Genomic DNA, 16,352 nt, shown 5'->3' with positions numbered 1-16,352 from the left:
CCTTACAACCCCATCTTATATAGTAGTTCCGTTAGTTGATCGTCGGGTAAGTTTTCCTTATAGCTTTTCATATACTCCTCAATATAAAGAGTATGCTCAAGATTTTGCGCTCTCAGTCGCTCCCTAATTTCAAAGACTGTTTGGTAATCTAGGTCCTCCGCAATAAATGATTCGATGCGGAAATCAGCCATTTTTTCAAAGTGTCGATCAGATAAATGCGAACACGCGAATGCGACAGCGTCTAAAATATACTCAGGTATATACGTTTTATAAGACATCTCTTCAGCAACTAAAACTGCCATCCAACCTTTTCCTACTTTTTTAGCCAGCCTCAGAACTTCAACCCCGGATGTACTTACTTCCTGCTCTTCTAATATTTTTTTGGATTTTGCAATATCCGTTGGTCTTTCATAAATTTGCTCTAAACAATTAACAATCTCATATGCATTATCATTCAATAAAAAATCCACTTCAAAAGTATAATTTGCAAAATACGAATTAACCCATTGATTGGATTGATATTCATTTAATAGAGCATCTTGTCTTCGTACACCAACCTCTTGGGAAGCTCGACATTTTTTTTGAAAAGGAGTATCACTAGCCGGATTGGTTGGTAATGGGATTACAGACTTATCTAAGTCCGTGATAATTGCACAACGTCTTTGGATTCTCTCGTCAGCAAAGAGGTTAGCGACGTGTGTGAATACGGTACTACTTACACTCACTAAGCTGATACCAACCTCATCTAAGCTAATGTTAAACACTGCTTTAAACATTGCAGGAATAAGTATTAGCTCCGCATCTCCCTCGACAAGGATTACACTTTTTGCGAAGAGTAAGTTGGATCTGACCGCGTCTAGATACCTTTCAATTTTCTTGCATTCCTCTGCTCCTAACCCATTACTTGGCTGGAAAACCATCGCTTCCTGTTTTCGTTTAGCTAATATATTTACAGAGCGTATCTTATTGGCTGCGGAAATATGAGTTGAATGTGTTGAAATAATAACTTGGGTATTACGGTAACTTGATTTTTCGAATAACGTTTTTTGGATATGAGTATGAATGTGAGATTCGGGTTCCTCTATTAATAAAAAATGCGCGACTTTATTTGTCGAGATTTTTAACTCATACTCAAGTAATTTAAGGCTAATATAAATGAGGTTTGCACCGCCCAAGCTAAGTTCACTTAATTGACCCTGGTACCCATCATCATCAGAATCGCCGACCCACAAGGTAAGGGATTGAAGTAATTTCTCAAGATCAGATGGTAGTTGTGACTTGATGTCAATAAGCGGTGAATATGTGATACCTACTGTATTTTGAAGCGTGGCTCTTATTCGCGCCTTCATTTCATGCACTTCATCTAACGTACTGATTGATGTATTAAGATCATTCACTTGCTCAATGATACGCGCGCCATCAATTCCATCACTCATACCACGCATCAAGTTAAGTAATGGGTTGCTTTTAATGTTACGGAGTTCATATACTGCATCCCTTAGCGCCTTTACGTACGTACAACTTACCTCGTTATACAAAGAAAATTTGTTTGCGGGTACTCCCAAAATTTCTTGCGCTTCAACAGCCGGATCAGGAAAATTCATTTGCGAAAAATCACCGACAAACCTATTGTAAATCGCATCATCAGCGAAATTTGCTGTTCCTCGACAAGTAAAGACGGTTTCATAATCGTCGATCGAAATGCTCGATAACAGAGTATTTAGGTCTGCACGATTTCTCCCATTTGTAGTAATTTCAAAAAGCCGTTGACGAACTGCTTTCTTAGGTCGATAAAACATACAATATGTACCTTTAGACGTTTCATCCATATGCTCAATACCGTGTGATAGGTTTTGAATCCCTTCACTTGTATCCAAGTCAGAGAACTCCATATTAATAATGATCCAGTGGCCCTTCCAACCATCAGTAATACTTCTGTTAAAATCACTTTCCGTCAATTTAGTGGATCTTGGAAGCTCATCATCTAATAATAGCCGCATCGCATGAAATACATTCGTTTTTCCAGCCCCATTCTCGCCAATCAGTGTATTAACACCGTCAGTAAAATGGAACGTTGCCTTCTTAAAGTTTCTAAAATTCCGAAAATCAACTTTTGAAATATACAATTTCCACACCTCTTATATGTATTAATCGCTTACCTAATTTGTACCTGCCAATTACCTCAAGTGCTACTATTGCATTAGTATACTGTACACTTGCTGTTTTCTTTGTCGAATAATGCAAAAGGATGGTTGAGTATTTTCTAAAATTATTCCGTGGCTCCGCCACTGACAGCGATTCTCAAGGCTCTGCCGCGGCAGTTATTAGCAGAAATTAAAATAGCACTGACCAATTTTAAAGATATTGCAAGAAATCCTCCTCGCCTCTGAATTTTTCGCCGCGCATGCTCCTGATTTCGCCGTCTTCTAATGTCGATATCGCGTCAATTGCTGGTGCTATAGATAGGAGGCCGTCACATAGGTCTGGACAAACGCTCTGCTTTAGTGTCCTCATACATCATTCATTTGGACATTCAATGTGCATCGCGGCTACGTCGTATTCCTCAAAAGAAAAAACAGCCGAATGTTTGTCAGCTGTCGTAAGTAAGGTGAATCATAATCGCAACGATTTGTTTATGTCGGGGCATTAAAATGAAACAGATTCACAAAGTCTTGTTTCGAATCGAAAGTATATTGAATAAAATGTTCTTTTTTTACATCTACCTCTTGACTCCAAAGTCTAAAGCCCAGACCACTTGTATCTAATTCCACGATTACATAATCGAGGTCTAATTCATAACACTCTTTATATTCGTGCGCCGGTGACGGGAAGTTGTTTTTAAATTTGTCGTTATATGGGGGCTTAAAATAGTTTATTAGAGCAGCTTCTGCAACAGCAATATTTTGCTTAGCAGACACTTGTAAAAATCGGGTGTTATTCTTTTTTGATTCAACTAAGTTATGAATGTAGCTTCTTAGGTCATCTGAGGGTTCATTGGGATCGAAGAACGCAATTGAGTTAGGAGTAAATCTCCAAGCTGTCAACCAAATATCGCTATCCCAACTTCTTTCACTATATATTTTTTGTACTGTTTCATGATGTTGCAACCGATCGAAAACATTGCGTGTAGGCGTTTCCTTAGAACCAAAAGCGCGGCCAATATACAATACTTCAAGATCCATGATAGATAAGTCCAGTTCAGAATGAACAAGGAAGGTTTGAAATACTAATACAGCATGAGCCTTAAATACTGACTTATTAGAGGTTTCAATAATTACATATTGATCGTTCAGTTCAAAGCTCACCTTAAGAATCATGCCATCCATAGGGATTTGAATACCAACATCCTTAAAAGTACCATTATGGGCAATTCGGATACTTCCTTTAAAAACTGTCCCTACAATATCGAATGAGGATGTGTTGAACATGATAAGAGTTCGTCTACCGACCATGTAAATGTGAAAGTTATCCCCGTTATTTTTAAACAGATCCTTGAGAGTGTTAAGTTGATCCTGTTTAAACATATACGTGTAGTTTTGAACTAGCGAGATCCCTATATTATTTATCGAAAACACCTCTATAGGATAGATTTTATACTAATATTTTAACAGGACCTAGAAGCTTATTCTATTCACTACCAGACCATTAGCTTACGGTACTGCATATTATTATTTTACAAGCAAAATAACCAATCAATACGATGATTGGTTATTTTCTATGTCGCCATAGTACAACGTTACACTGTTTTATTTCTCCGATCGTAGATGGCTAGTGTACAGAGTCTCTGTTTGCGTTATTCCCATCTCTTTCGAAAAACGTCATTTTATCACAAAGATGTTTTTCTGCAATTTCCCTAATAGAAAACTTCTTACACTTATTCGCCTATGTTCCAGAAACTCAGTATTTTCAAAGTCTCTAGCACTATTGATCAAACCTTATACCGCCATAATATTATCAACCTACCGCCAAAATACTATCAAGTTTCCGCCATTATTAAATAAAGTTTACATTTACTCCCCTTGAGATCAGATTTTATAGGCCTTCATCGCCTTGCGCAGCTCCTTGAAGCTCGGGCGCTTGCCGTAGAGCAGCACGCCGGTGCGGTAGATCTTGGCCGACAGCCAGCCGAAGACGTAGATGCTGACGAGCATGATGATCAGCGAGACGCCAATCTCCCAGTATTCGACGCTGCCGACGCCGGAGCGCAGCACCATGACGTACGGCGAGAAGAACGGGATGAACGAGGTGATCTTCACCAGCATGCTGTCTGGAGCGGCCAGGTTGAACATGCCGAGGTAGAAGCCGCCGAGCGACAGGAACGTGAGCGGCATGACCGCCTGGCCGAGATCCTCGGTGCGGCTGACGAGCGAGCCGACGGCCGCGTACAGCGTCGCGTACAGGAAATAGCCGGTCAGGTAGAACAGCAGCGCCACGATCAGCAGGTCGGGGCTGACCTCGGACAGATGGATGTTCATGTCCCCGAGCGCTCCCTTGTTCGTCGGCAGGCTGACGTTGACGAACACGGCCAGCACGTAGATCGCGATCTGCAGCAGGCCGACGAGGAACATGCCGAAGATTTTGCCGAACATGCTGTTCAGCGGCGATACGCTCGTGATGAGCACCTCCATGATGCGCGAGCTCTTCTCCGTCGTCACCTCGCTGGCGATGATCTGTCCCGTCGCCATGATCGACATGAACAGCAGGAACAGGATCGCGTAGACGAGGCCCATGTTGATGCCCTGCTGGGTAGCGGAGCGTCCGTCCTCCTCGCCGGTGCCCGCGTTGATCTGCACCGACTTGACGTCGACCGGCGAGTAGAGCAGCTGCTTCTGCTCGGGCGTCAGGCCGGCGGCGTTCGCCTTGACGAGCTGCAGTCCGGCCCGCAGCTCCTCGGCGGAAGAGCCGTCCATCATCTTCTCGGACTTGTAGACGGCGTCGTAAAAACCCGTGTCCGCGTTCGGCTGGAGCTGGATATAGCCGTCGATGCGGCCGTCCGCGATCGCAGCCTTCAGCGCGGCTTCATCCGCGGCCGCATCGCCGGAGGCGTCGATCGGCACCATCGCGAGGCTGCGCGCCTCCTCCGGCTGGGAGGCGAAATACTCCTCCAGCCAGCCGCCGACGAGCGTCGGCGTGACGCGGCTCTCCGCCGCCTCGGCCTGGACGGACGCGTAGCCGACCTGCTTGGCGCTGGAGCCGCCCTCTCCTTTGAACAAGGAGATGATGTAGGGCAGGTTGATGACGAGCGAGAGGATGGCGACGAGGATGATCGTCGTAACGATGAACGCCTTGCCTCTCGTCTTGTTGCGGAACGTGAATCCGGTTACGTTCAGGAAATCATTCATGCGTCTCACCTACCGTCTTGATGAAGATTTCGTTGAGCGTCGGCTCGAGGATCTCGAACCGGCTCACTTCCGCCTGCGCCATCGCATGGCGCAGGATGCCCCTGCCGGACGCCTCGTCGGCGATCCGGATCTCCCAGCCTCCCTGCTCGAGCGCCTTCACGCCGAGCACGCCCGGCAGCCGCTCCAGTCCGTCGATGTCGCCGTCGGCGGCAAGCCGCACCTTTTCTCGCGGGAAGCGGCCCTTGATCTCCTTGAGGCTGCCCTTGAGCACCTCATTGCCGTACCGCAGGATCGTGATCTGGCGGCACAGCTCCTCGACATGCTCCATGCGGTGCGTCGAGAACAGGATCGTCGAGCCGTTGTCGCGCAGCTCCTTGACCGTCGCCTTGAGCAGCTCGACGTTGACGGGGTCGAGGCCGCTGAACGCCTCGTCGAGGATGAGCAGCTGCGGCTGGTGGATGATCGTCGCGATGAACTGGATCTTCTGCTGGTTGCCCTTGGACAGCTCCTCCACCCGCTTGCCGTAATACTCCGGCACGCCGAAGCGCTCCAGCCACTGCTTGAGGCTCCTGTCGGCGTCGGCCGCCGACATGCCCTTGAGGCGGGCGAGATAGACGAGCTGGTCGCTCACCTTCACCTTCGGGTAGAGGCCCCGCTCCTCCGGCAAGTAGCCGATGCGGCGCAGCTGCTCCTTGGAGTAAGGCTTGCCGTCGTACAGGATCTTTCCTTCGTCCGGGAAGATCAGTCCGAGCACCATGCGCATCGTCGTCGTCTTGCCGGCGCCGTTCGCTCCGAGCAAGCCGTAGATCTCCCCGCGGTCCACCTCCAGGCTGATGCCGTTCACGGCGGTCTTGTCTCCGTACTGCTTGACGACCTGGTCGACTACTAGCGGCTTCATCGTTCGCATTCCCCCATTCGTTGGTAAAAAAAGCTCATCGCGCCTGCCGGATCAGCTGCTCCATGATCTCGTCGAGCTCGAGGGCGCGCTGGCCGGTGATCGGCAGCCCTCGCTCCCGGCACCAGCCTTCCGCTTCCCAGGCCCGGCTCGTCACGACGCGGCAGGTGCCGCCTCCCGACTCCTCGGCCTGGACAAGGCCGGGCAGGTCGGCGACATCGCCTTCCGACACGGCGCCCCCGAGTCCCGGCCCGACGTAGAACCGGTGCCAGGAGGAGAGCAGCTCATCCTTCTCGTACACGCCGATGATCCGGCCGTCCGCCATGATCGCGATGTAGTCGGCCAGCCGCTTGACCTCGTCCAGAATATGCGTGGCCATCAGGATCGTATGCCGCCCCCGCTCCATATAGCGGTGCAGCTCGCCGACCAGCTTGCGCCAGGACAGCGGATCGAGGCCCGAGGAAGGCTCGTCGAGCAGCAGCAGCTCCGGCTCGCGGGCGAGCGCCAGCGCCAGCTCGAACTTGCGCCGCATGCCCTTGGACATCTTGCCGAGCCGCTTGGACGGCTCTACCTCGAATTCCCGCAGCAGCCGCTCGAACTCGCCTTGATTCCAGTCCGGGTACCAGGCGGAGACGAACTCCGCCTGGCTCGTGCCGCGGAGCGAGGCTTCGATCTTGCTGTCCTCCTCCGGCACATAGGCCATCCGCCGCTTGAGCTCCGTATCGTCGAGGCCATCGCCGACGCGCTCGCCGAGCAGGCGGATCTCCCCCTCGTCCGCCGCTGTCAGGCCGAGCAGCAGCCGGAACGTCGAGCTCTTGCCGCTGCCGTTCGGGCCGACGATCGCGGTGACGCAGCCGACCGGAGCTTCCAGGTTGAGCGGCCCGAGCCGGAACGCCTTGCGCAGCTGGACCGCCCCGTGGAGCCATACCGCCGCTCCCGCCGTCTCCCGCTCGGCAGCTCTCGCTTCCGTGTTCATCTCCCGCATGCCAGCCTCTCCCTTCTCCGTCATGATGGGTCCTGCCTATCGCCTGTCTCCGGTCCGCAGCGCCGGTCCAGCTCGACGGCGAACAGCCGCTCCAGCTCCGCCCGCTCCAGCCCGGCGGCCAGGCCGGCGTCGACGGCCGCGCGGATCGCTTCCTCGGCCAATTGCCGCAGCTGCCTCGTGCCGGCCTCGGAATCGACCTTGGCGACAAAGGTGCCGCTGCCCTGGCGAGAGCGCAGCAGCCCCTCGGCCTCGAGATCCTGATACACCCGCCGGATCGTGATGAGGCTGCAGCCGAGCGACTGGGCCAGCTCCCGATTGGACGGGAGCAGCGTATTTTCGGTCAGCTGCCCGCTGACGATGAGCGCCCGCAGCTGCGATTCGATCTGATGATACAGCGGTTCCGCGCTGTTGTCGTTGATTTGGATGGGAAGCCGCACGGCCGCACCTCGTTTCGTTCGTTATCGCCCTCAGGCGTGCAGGCTGCGCCTGCCGATCGAGCGCGCCATCAGCCGCTGGACGACGAGCGTGACCGCCGCTCCCGCGGCTGCCGTCGCCAGCATCGGCAGCCAGCGGCCGGCCGCGGCCTGCTCCAGCGCCCAGCGCATGATCTCGAAGCCGCTCACGGAGAGGACCACGCCGACGCCGATGAGGACGACCGTGACGACGGAGCAGAAGAGCAGGTAGCGCTTGCCGTCCATCACGATCTCCATCCAGGCGTACAGGCTCCCTCCCGCCGCCGCATAGCCGATCCAGAACAGCGAGTAGAGCGCCATCCCGGCCGGATCGACCTCATGCCTCAGCACCATCGCGTATTGAAGGACCAGCAGCAGCAGCAGCGACGGCACGAGCAGCGACAGCATCGTCAGCAGCCGGCCGGCCGCGATCTGGCTGCCGGTGATCGGCAGCTGCCTCCATGCGGCGAGCTTGCCGGACATATAGTTCAGCCGCCATCCGCCCAGCGTCGCCCGGTTCAGGAAAAAGCCGAAGCAAGGCAGAAGCGCCAGCATGAAGAAATTGGCCGCGCCGCCCGGGTACCAGGCGCCGTCCCTCGCCTGCGGCTCGGTCACATCGCCGAGCAGCGGTATGGTCATCAGCGTGAAGTACAGCACCAGGATCAGGTTGAACCAGGATCCGTGTCCGGCCAGGCTCCATTCGTATCGGGCCAGCCTGACGGCCCCTTTCCACGTGCTCACTTGCGTAGCCTCCCTGTGCGCCCCGGCCGCCAAGCGGCCCTATTCGGTCTATATAATGTATATATCTTTATATACACTATACACAGCGTTTCCTGCTTCTGTCAATAGGTCGAGACGATAAAAAAACCCGCATCGCCCCGCCTCCTCGGCGGGTTCGATGCGGGCTGCCGCATGCGGCGGCGCTGGTCTCAAGCGTTCGCTTGGACGCGGCGCAATTCAATCGTTCGGCCAGCTCGGCCAAGAGGCGGAGCGGCGGAGCGGCGGCGCTATCCGCCACGGACCGGCTCCCCCCGACTAGACGGATTCGGCCGCCTCGGCCTTTTCCTTCAGCCGCTCCAGCTCCTTCGACACCTTTTCGATCATGCCGATGAACAAGCCGAGCTCCGTGGAGCTCGCCGCCTGCTCCTGCGCCGCTCCCGACGTTTCGGCGGAGAGAGCCTGCACGCGGGACAGCGCGGCCGTGATCGCCTCCAGCTTGTCCTGGATGAGGTCGAGCGACTCCTTGGAGTGCCGGGCAAGCTTGCGCACCTCGCCGGCGACGACCTCGAAGCCTCGCCCGGCCTCGCCGGCCCGAGCCGCCTCGATGGCGGCGTTGAGCCCGAGCAGATGGGTCTGCTCGGAGATGCCGTTCATGACCGAGCCCATCGATTCGATGCCGCCGATCTGCTCGCCGAGCAGATCCAGCTGCGCCATCGTCTGCTCCTGCGATTCTACGGTCCGCACCGCCAGGCGGCCGACCGTATCGGCGCTGCGCCCGACCTGCTCCATGCCGGCGGCCAGCTCCTGCACGGCGGCGTTGACTCCGTGCAGGATGTCGCTCTGGCTGTCGCTGATGCGCTGCAGCTTCGCCTTTTCGTCCCGCTCGTACGCCTCCAGCACGAGCTGGGAGTCGAGGTTGAACATCTTGGTCAGCGCATGCAGCACCGGCCGCCAGCGGTCCGGCAGCGCTGCCGCCAGATGCGCGGAGGCGAGGTCGAGATAGATCATGTACGTGCCGAGATACCACTGGCTCGTCAGTCCGATCCGCGAGTGGATCGCGCCAATCTTCAGCCTCTCCTCGAAGTAGCGTTCATCGATCGCGCCCTCCGTCATCGACAGGAAATAGCGCTTCTGCGCCCCCATGAGCCGGTCCAGCGAGCTGTGCCGCTCGATCAGCGCCTTCAGCTCGGGCTGCCGCACGATCTGCCCGTAAAGCGCCTCCACGATGCCGTCGGCCGCCGCCTCGAAGACGGGCGCCGCTCCCCGCAGGAGCTGCAAGTCCTCTTCCTTCAGTCCGATGTAGTCCAGCTGTTTCTGCCTTGCTTCGGATAAGGCGATCACCGTGTCCATCTCCTTGTATCTCGTTGTCGTCCATCTGAATCTTATCGGGTGTCAGGCTCGGAAAATGTAGCTTGCCCTCCCGCACAGCAGGGGGAAGCCTCGAGCCCTGGCGCTGCCGGACAGGCTCAGCGCCTGCCGGCGAGCAGCTCCTCGACCTCATGCGGCCTCGGCAGCGCCGCGATCGCGCCCGGCCGCGTCGTCGTAATCGCCGCCGCCGCGTTGGCGTAGGCGAGCAGCTCGCGCGCCGCCCGCTCGTCGATGCCGGAGCGGAAGTCCGGCCGCCGCTGCACGCCGTACAGCAGCGCTCCGATGAACGAGTCGCCCGCCGCCGTCGTATCGACCGCCTTCACCGCATGGCCGGGCACGTCCGCGCGGAAGCCGCGGCTCAGCCACGTCGCGCCCGCCGGGCCGCGCGTGTAGATGACATGCTCGACGTCTCCGGCCAGCAGCGAGCTCAGCGCCTCCTCCTCGTCGTCGATGCCCGTGATGAACGCGAGCTCCTCGTCGCTGATCTTGACGATCCGCGCGAGCGGCAGGAACTCCAGGATCGCCTGGCGGCAAGCTTCCGGCGACGGCCAGAGCGGCAGCCGCACGTTCGGATCGAAGCTGACGATGCCTCCCGCCTCGCGGCACTTGGCGATGGCCGCTCGATGGGCCTCCTTGACCGGAGCGTCGATGAGGTCGACCGAGCAGAAGTGGAGCACGTCTCCTGCCGCGAACCAGTCGCCGATCTCCTCCGGCCGCAGCAGCATGTCCGCGCTCGGGCTGCGGTAGAAGCTGAAGTCCCGGTTGCCGTCTTCCTTGAGGCTGACGAACGCCAACGCCGTATTCGCCTCGCGGGTGCGAAGGACGCGCGTCGTGTCGACGCCGACCTCGTCCATCGTCTCTACGAGGAAGTCTCCGAACGCATCCTCTCCGAGCTTGCCGATGAAGGCGCTGGCTCCGCCGAGGCGGGCGACCGCGCAGGCGACGTTGGCCGGAGCGCCGCCCGCCGCTTTCGAGAAGGCCGTCACCTCCTTCAGTCCGACTCCCTTCTCCGCCGGAATCCAGTCGATCAGCGCTTCTCCGATTGTGAACACGCGACTCATCCTTCGCCTCTCCTCTCGATGCTTCCGATGCTCGGCCATCACCCTTGATATGCGCATTATAGGATGAGCCGGCATCATGTGTCAAACGTTTGACATGCCAGCTGAAAAATAAGCTCTCCCACGCGGCCGAAGCCGCCTCGGAGAGCATCAGGTCGTGCCGCGCTGGACCAGCGTGACCGGCAGCGGCCTCGCCGGCTCGAGCGGAATCCCCTCCAGCTGCCGCACCAGGCAGTCGACCGCCAGCGCCGCCATGTCCGCAAGCGGCTGGCGGATCGTCGTCAAGCCGGGCTGCAGCCAGCGGCTGACGCCGGAGTCGTCATAACCGACGAGCTTGATCCGTTCCGGCACGCGCCAGCCCGCCTCGGCGCAGGCTTGCAGCGCATAGGCCGCCATCAGATCGCTCGTAAAGAACAGTCCGTCCGCCCGGGGATGCTGCTTGAGCACGCGCGCCATCAGCTCCGGATAGCCTGTCTCGTCCAGCGCGTCCCCGGCCGTCTCGACGATGTCGGCCTGCACGCCGGCTGTGCGGGCGGCTTGCAGGAAGCCGCTCGTGCGCCCGGCCGTGAACATGTTCGGCTTGTAGCGGCCGCTGACCATGACGAGCCTGGAGCAGCCTCTCTCGATCAGATGCTCGGCCGCGAGGCGCCCTCCCTGCTCGTTGTCCGAGGTGAACCACGGAATGTCGGGCGAGAGCCTGCGGTCGAAGCTTGCCATCGGCGCCTTCAACTTGCGGTATTCCTCGACGTCCAGCTCATGGCTGCCGAGGATGATGCCGTCGACGCGGTTGCGCGCCAGCAGCCCGAGCAGCTCCCTTTCCTTGGATGCGTCGAACCCGGAGTGGCAGAGCATGAGCTTGTAGCCGCGCTCGCAGGCCGCGGCCTCGACATGATGGGTCAGCTCGCCGAAAAAGGGATGCGCCGTCGTCGGCACGATCAGGCCGAACACATGCGACTGCTTGCGCAGCAGCGAGCGGGCGATCTCGCTCGGCTCGTAGCCGAGCTCGTCCATCGCCCGCCGCACCTTCGCTCTCGTCGCCTCGCTGATATAGCCCCGGTCGTTCATGACCCGGGATACCGTCGTCACGGACACGCCCGCTCGGGCCGCGACATCATGGATGGTCGCCATGCGCAGCGCTCCTTACAGCCGGAACAGGATGTCGAATACCGGCTTCGTATGTCCGCCCGGATACATGATGTACAGCATGATGTAGACCGCCACGCCGGTGATCGCGGTGATGAACCAGATGACCGAGGTGACGCGTCCGAGCCGGCGGTGCTTGGCGAACTTCTCCTTGAAGCCGAGCGTGAGCGTCGTGATGCCGAATACGGCTGCGACCGTCGCCAGCACGATGTGGAAGATCAGGAAGACGTAATAGTACGGGGCGAGGCTATCCGGGCCGCCCCAATCCGTATTGCCGACGAGCAGCGTACGGGACGAATAGATGATGAAGAACACGATCGCGGCGATGGCGCCGGCGATCATCATTTTTTTGTGGGCCTCGAGCCGGCGCTTGATCGCCAAGCTCCAGCCGATGGCGACCAGAATGGCGCTGACGACGATGAAGAACGTGCTGATGGTCGGAAATAACGTGTACAGATCCAAGCTGATTCCTCCGCTTCGGGATGTAGGCGCGCGAGCCGTCCGGTCAGACCGGATCGGCTCCGCGCACGTCGCTGTCGTTGCCGGCATTTTCGTGGCGGTACCACTGGGCGAAGATGATGCCCAGGATGCAGCCGTACATGATCTCCTGTACGAGCTTCATCAGGATGCCGCCGAGCTGCTGGTCTTCCTTGGCGCTCATGAGGTTGAAGAACATCGGCCCCTGGAAATTGTCCAGCAGCCATTTTGTGTCGCCGGAGACGCAGAAGCTCATTGCTTGCGCCCAGACGTTCGGATCGTTGTACACCGCGTACATGGACTCTCCGGCGAAGATGATGAGCGCGCAGGCCGGCGTCAGCAGCACGCCGCTTGCGAATACGTAGGCCATCTTGCGCAGGCCGTTCAGGCGCGTCCACTCCGGCACCGGAGAGGTGATCTGCCACCACATGATCATCGCGGCGATGAAGAGCGCCAGATAATACGCCTCATGCAGCCAGTAGCGCGTCATCACATAGTCATGGATGTCCGGCAGATGGTAGAGCGAGAACAGGACATTGAACAGCAGCAGAGAAAAGATCGGGTTCATGACCGGGCTCAGCCGCTTCCAGAACGGGGCGCCGAAGGCCGAGCGCCATATGTACGCGGGCGTGCCCAGGATAAGGAGCGGCGGCGCGATCAGATAGCTGATCGACATGTTCGCCATATGGAAGCTGAACATGAGATGGCCGAGCAGATTGAGCGGTCCGCCCTGCGCGAGATAAAGCAGCACGAGGCCGGATACGGCCATCACCTGCTGCCAGAAGCTCGGCCGTTTCTCCAGCGGATGATGCTTTTGCCTCCATGGTCCGATCAGGTAGAAGTAGCCGATCAGCATCGCCAGCATAATGAAGAGCAGCCAAGGGCTCCAGAGCGCCTTGAAGCTGAAGTATTCGAGTCCAAGCATAACGATTCATCTCCTTCAAGCTTACTTTACCGGATGCGGACAGCCAAGGCAAAGGGCAATATTGCGAACGCTGTCATGCCCGCCGCCAAAATAAAAAAGAGGAGGTCTGCGGGCAGACGCTCCTCTATGGTCATGCGCGGCTTACCACCAAGTCCAGTATTCCGCCATGATGACAATCGTAAACACGACGAACACTCCGGTGAGAATGCCGACGATCGGGAACAGATGTCCCCGGTCCTTCATATGCATCCAGAAGCCCATCTGGATGATGACCTGCAGCACGGCCATGACGAGCAGCAGGATGTACGTGAAGGAGGCGTTGATCTCTCCGCCGATGACCGTCGCGAAGGCGACGAGCGTCAGCAGCATCGAGAAGATGTAGGCGACGATATGCTTGCGCGGGCCTTCGTGCTTATGCCGCTTGGCGGGTTCTTCGGAATGGGTCGTATGATTGGCTGCCATTCGTTACCCCACCTTTCCCATCAGATAGACGACGGTGAAGATGAATACCCATACGACGTCGATGAAGTGCCAGTACATGCCGGCGACGTATACCTTCGGAGCCGTCACGACCGTCAGTCCCTTGCGGTAGACCTGCCCGATCAGGAGCGAGATCCACACGATGCCGAACAGGACGTGCGCGCCGTGGAAGCCGACGAGCGTATAGAACGACGAGCTGAAGGCGCTCGTGCTGAACTTATGTCCCTCATGGACGTAATGGAAGAACTCGTAGATCTCGAGGCCGAGGAAGCCGAGGCCGAGCACGACCGTCACGATCAGCCACAGCTGCATCGACTTCACCTGATTGCGGTGCATCGCCTGGATGGCGAACACGCTCGTCAGGGAGGAGGTCAGGAGCAGCACCGTCGCGATCGCGACGAGCGAAAGCTTGAACAGCTCCTGGCTGGTCGGGTTGCCGTCGCCGACCTGGTCGCGGAGCGCCAGGAAGGCGGAGAAGAGGGTGCCGAACAGCACCGTCTCGCCTCCGAGGAACAGCCAGAATCCGAGAACCTTGTTGCGTCCTTCCAGGGTCGCGCGTTCCGGCTCATGAGGCAGCTGGCCGTCTAGATGCGAATGTGCGCTCATGCCTTAACCCCCTTGCCCGTAATTTCATCCGGCTCGATGTGGAAGCCGTGGTCGTCCTTGAGGGAACGGACCACCATGCAGCCCAGCGTAATGAGCAGGCCGGCGCCTGCTACCGCATGCGAGGCGAACAGGTCGTGCATGATGCCGGTCCATTCGTTCTCGGCGTACATGAAGCCGTAGCCGGCGATGAACAGACCGAGCGACATCAGGAACGGCAGGATCGACGGAGACGGCATATGGATCGGTCCGATCGGCTCGGCCGGCGTCATCGCCTCGTTGCCATCCATTTTTTCTTTCCAAAGCGCGTCGTAGCCGCGGACGAGCGGAGTCTGCGCGAAATTGTATTCCGGAGCCGGGGAAGGAATGGACCATTCGAGCGTGCGGCCGTCTTCCCACGGATCGTCGCCTGCCGTTTTCGGCTTGGCGGCCGTGACGATGATGTTGATGATGAACAGGATCGTGCCGACGCCCATCAGGAACGCGCCGATCGTGCTGATCAGGTTCATCGTGTTGAAGCCCAGTCCGTCCAGATACGTCCAGACACGGCGCGGCATGCCGAGCAGGCCGAGGAAGTGCTGCACGAAGAACGTCAGGTGGAAGCCGATGAAGAACGTCCAGAACGTCAGCTTGGCGAGACCCTCATTCAGCATGCGGCCGAACATCTTCGGCCACCAGTAGTGGAGGCCGGCGAACAGGCCGAGCACGAGGCCGCCGACGATGACGTAGTGGAAGTGGGCGACGACGAAGTAGCTGTCATGATATTGGAAGTCCGCCGGCGCGGCCGCCAGCATGACGCCGGTGACGCCGCCCATGACGAACGTCGGGACGAAGCCGACCGCGAACAGGTTGGCAGCCGTGAACTTGATCGAGCCGCCCCACATCGTGAAGATCCAGTTGAAGATCTTGATGCCGGTCGGCACGGCGATCAGCATCGTCGCGATGGAGAACAGCGCGTTGGCTACAGGACCGAGGCCGACCGTGAACATATGGTGGGCCCATACCATGAAGCCGAGGAAGCCGATCAGCACCGTCGCGAACACCATCGAGCTGTAGCCGAACAGGCGCTTGCGCGAGAAGGTGCTGATGACCTCGGAAATGATGCCGAAGGCCGGAAGGATCAGGATATAGACCTCAGGGTGACCGAAGATCCAGAAGATATGCTCCCAGAGGACGGTATTGCCGCCGCCGCTGACTTCGAAGAAGTTCGCGGAGAATAGGCGGTCGAACATCAGCGCGACCAGGCCGACCGTCAGCGCCGGGAAAGCGAACAGGATCAGCGCCGAGGTGATGAACACGGTCCAGGTGAACATCGGCATGCGCATGAAGCTCATGCCCGGAGCGCGCATGTTGATGATCGTGACGAGGAAGTTGATGCCGCCGATCAGCGTTCCGATGCCCGCGATCTGCAAGCCGAGGACGTAGTAGTCGACGCCTTTGTGCGTGCTGTAGGTCGGGCTTGCCAGCGGCAGGTAAGAGGTCCAGCCTGCATCCGGCACCGCCTGGGCGATCCAGCTGAGGTTCAGCAGCAGGCCGCCGAACAGGAACGTCCAGAAGCCGAGCGCGTTGAGGAACGGAAACGCGACGTCGCGCGCTCCGATCTGCAGCGGCACGATGGCGTTCATCATCGCGAAGATGACCGGCATCGCCGCGAGGAAGATCATCGTCGTGCCGTGCATCGTCAGCAGCTCGTTGTATGTATCCGCTCCGACAAAGTCGTTGAGCGGCTTCCAGAGCTGGACCCGGATCAGCAGCGCCTCGAGGCCGCCGATCAGGAAGAAGAATCCACCGGCAATCAGGTAAAGGATGCCGATTTTTTTGTGGTCAACAGTCGTAAGCCAGTCCATAAGACCGGTATAACGCTTGACCGGATGTGCATGAGCCAAGGCTGGTACCCCCTTCAT

15 protein-coding genes are annotated in these 16,352 nt (G+C 57.4%); all 15 read right to left on the bottom strand.

Translation table 11 applies throughout. The features are described from left to right. Nucleotides 1-2: 2 nt before the first annotated feature. The 15 genes from GE073_RS05150 to ctaD all read right to left on the bottom strand — a co-directional run bounded on the left by GE073_RS05150 (nt 3) and on the right by ctaD (nt 16,352). Complete coding sequence (locus GE073_RS05150; RefSeq protein ID WP_153782922.1) at nt 3-2,126, bottom strand: ATP-dependent nuclease; 2,124 nt, start codon at nt 2,124-2,126, stop codon at nt 3-5. 507 nt (nt 2,127-2,633) lie between these two features. Continuing rightward, nucleotides 2,634-3,428 (bottom strand): hypothetical protein, encoded by a 795-nt coding sequence (locus GE073_RS05145; protein ID WP_153782921.1) that lies wholly within the window; start codon nt 3,426-3,428, stop codon nt 2,634-2,636. A gap of 597 nt (nt 3,429-4,025) precedes the next feature. Next, a complete protein-coding gene (locus GE073_RS05140; RefSeq protein WP_153782920.1) occupies nt 4,026-5,342 on the bottom strand; it encodes an ABC transporter permease in 1,317 nt (438 codons plus the stop codon). After that, nucleotides 5,335-6,240 (bottom strand): ABC transporter ATP-binding protein, encoded by a 906-nt coding sequence (locus GE073_RS05135; protein ID WP_153782919.1) that lies wholly within the window; start codon nt 6,238-6,240, stop codon nt 5,335-5,337. The genes GE073_RS05140 and GE073_RS05135 overlap by 8 nt, the downstream gene beginning before the upstream one ends. 34 nt (nt 6,241-6,274) lie before the next feature. Beyond that, the gene (locus tag GE073_RS05130) at nt 6,275-7,222 is read right to left on the bottom strand and encodes an ABC transporter ATP-binding protein (protein WP_228551280.1); all 948 of its coding nucleotides are present in this window, start codon (nt 7,220-7,222) and stop codon (nt 6,275-6,277) included. 20 nt (nt 7,223-7,242) lie between these two features. Then, nucleotides 7,243-7,659: a GntR family transcriptional regulator gene (locus tag GE073_RS05125; RefSeq protein ID WP_153782918.1), complete on the bottom strand. Its 417-nt coding sequence runs from the start codon at nt 7,657-7,659 to the stop codon at nt 7,243-7,245. 30 nt (nt 7,660-7,689) lie between these two features. Further along, entirely contained in the window at nt 7,690-8,415 is a 726-nt protein-coding gene (locus tag GE073_RS05120) for a hypothetical protein (RefSeq protein WP_153782917.1), read from the bottom strand. 294 nt (nt 8,416-8,709) lie between these two features. Continuing rightward, nucleotides 8,710-9,735 carry a protoglobin domain-containing protein gene (locus GE073_RS25920; RefSeq protein WP_228551279.1) on the bottom strand — a complete coding sequence of 342 codons (1,026 nt, stop codon included), beginning with the start codon at nt 9,733-9,735 and terminating at the stop codon, nt 8,710-8,712. A gap of 125 nt (nt 9,736-9,860) precedes the next feature. After that, nucleotides 9,861-10,823, bottom strand: coding sequence for a PfkB family carbohydrate kinase (locus GE073_RS05110; RefSeq protein WP_153782915.1), 963 nt, complete (start codon nt 10,821-10,823; stop codon nt 9,861-9,863). A gap of 147 nt (nt 10,824-10,970) precedes the next feature. Next, nucleotides 10,971-11,948 carry a LacI family DNA-binding transcriptional regulator gene (locus tag GE073_RS05105; RefSeq protein WP_153782914.1) on the bottom strand — a complete coding sequence of 326 codons (978 nt, stop codon included), beginning with the start codon at nt 11,946-11,948 and terminating at the stop codon, nt 10,971-10,973. A gap of 12 nt (nt 11,949-11,960) precedes the next feature. Continuing rightward, nucleotides 11,961-12,425, bottom strand: coding sequence for a DUF420 domain-containing protein (locus GE073_RS05100; RefSeq protein WP_028600337.1), 465 nt, complete (start codon nt 12,423-12,425; stop codon nt 11,961-11,963). A 43-nt stretch (nt 12,426-12,468) separates the two neighbouring features. After that, entirely contained in the window at nt 12,469-13,365 is an 897-nt protein-coding gene (gene ctaG / locus GE073_RS05095; RefSeq protein WP_028600336.1) for a cytochrome c oxidase assembly factor CtaG, read from the bottom strand. Nucleotides 13,366-13,506: 141 nt separating this feature from the next. Further along, nucleotides 13,507-13,827, bottom strand: a complete 321-nt coding sequence (locus tag GE073_RS05090; protein WP_028600335.1) for a cytochrome C oxidase subunit IV family protein — start codon at nt 13,825-13,827, stop codon at nt 13,507-13,509. A gap of 3 nt (nt 13,828-13,830) precedes the next feature. Then, nucleotides 13,831-14,451 carry a cytochrome (ubi)quinol oxidase subunit III gene (locus GE073_RS05085; protein ID WP_028600334.1) on the bottom strand — a complete coding sequence of 207 codons (621 nt, stop codon included), beginning with the start codon at nt 14,449-14,451 and terminating at the stop codon, nt 13,831-13,833. Next, complete coding sequence (gene ctaD, locus GE073_RS05080) at nt 14,448-16,352, bottom strand: cytochrome c oxidase subunit I (protein WP_153782913.1); 1,905 nt, start codon at nt 16,350-16,352, stop codon at nt 14,448-14,450. Before ctaD ends, GE073_RS05085 begins: the two co-directional genes overlap by 4 nt.

This window comes from Paenibacillus sp. B01 (assembly GCF_009649995.1).
Taxonomy (GTDB): Bacteria; Bacillota; Bacilli; order Paenibacillales; family Paenibacillaceae; genus Paenibacillus_O; species Paenibacillus_O pasadenensis.
This window is presented reverse-complemented; position numbering and strand designations above follow the sequence as displayed.

Bases quoted from the DNA above. Each gene is read 5' to 3' on its own strand.
- ctaD (WP_153782913.1), bottom strand. From the start codon at position 16,352: ATGAAGGGGGTACCAGCCTTGGCTCATGCACATCCGGTCAAGCGTTAT.
- GE073_RS05110 (WP_153782915.1), bottom strand. From the start codon at position 10,823: ATGAGTCGCGTGTTCACAATCGGAGAAGCGCTGATCGACTGGATTCCG.
- GE073_RS05135 (WP_153782919.1), bottom strand. From the start codon at position 6,240: ATGAAGCCGCTAGTAGTCGACCAGGTCGTCAAGCAGTACGGAGACAAG.
- ctaG (WP_028600336.1), bottom strand. From the start codon at position 13,365: ATGCTTGGACTCGAATACTTCAGCTTCAAGGCGCTCTGGAGCCCTTGG.
- GE073_RS05105 (WP_153782914.1), bottom strand. From the start codon at position 11,948: ATGGCGACCATCCATGATGTCGCGGCCCGAGCGGGCGTGTCCGTGACG.
- GE073_RS05085 (WP_028600334.1), bottom strand. From the start codon at position 14,451: ATGAGCGCACATTCGCATCTAGACGGCCAGCTGCCTCATGAGCCGGAA.
- GE073_RS05145 (WP_153782921.1), bottom strand. From the start codon at position 3,428: ATGTTCAACACATCCTCATTCGATATTGTAGGGACAGTTTTTAAAGGA.
- GE073_RS05140 (WP_153782920.1), bottom strand. From the start codon at position 5,342: ATGAATGATTTCCTGAACGTAACCGGATTCACGTTCCGCAACAAGACG.
- GE073_RS05090 (WP_028600335.1), bottom strand. From the start codon at position 13,827: ATGGCAGCCAATCATACGACCCATTCCGAAGAACCCGCCAAGCGGCAT.
- GE073_RS05130 (WP_228551280.1), bottom strand. From the start codon at position 7,222: ATGCGGGAGATGAACACGGAAGCGAGAGCTGCCGAGCGGGAGACGGCG.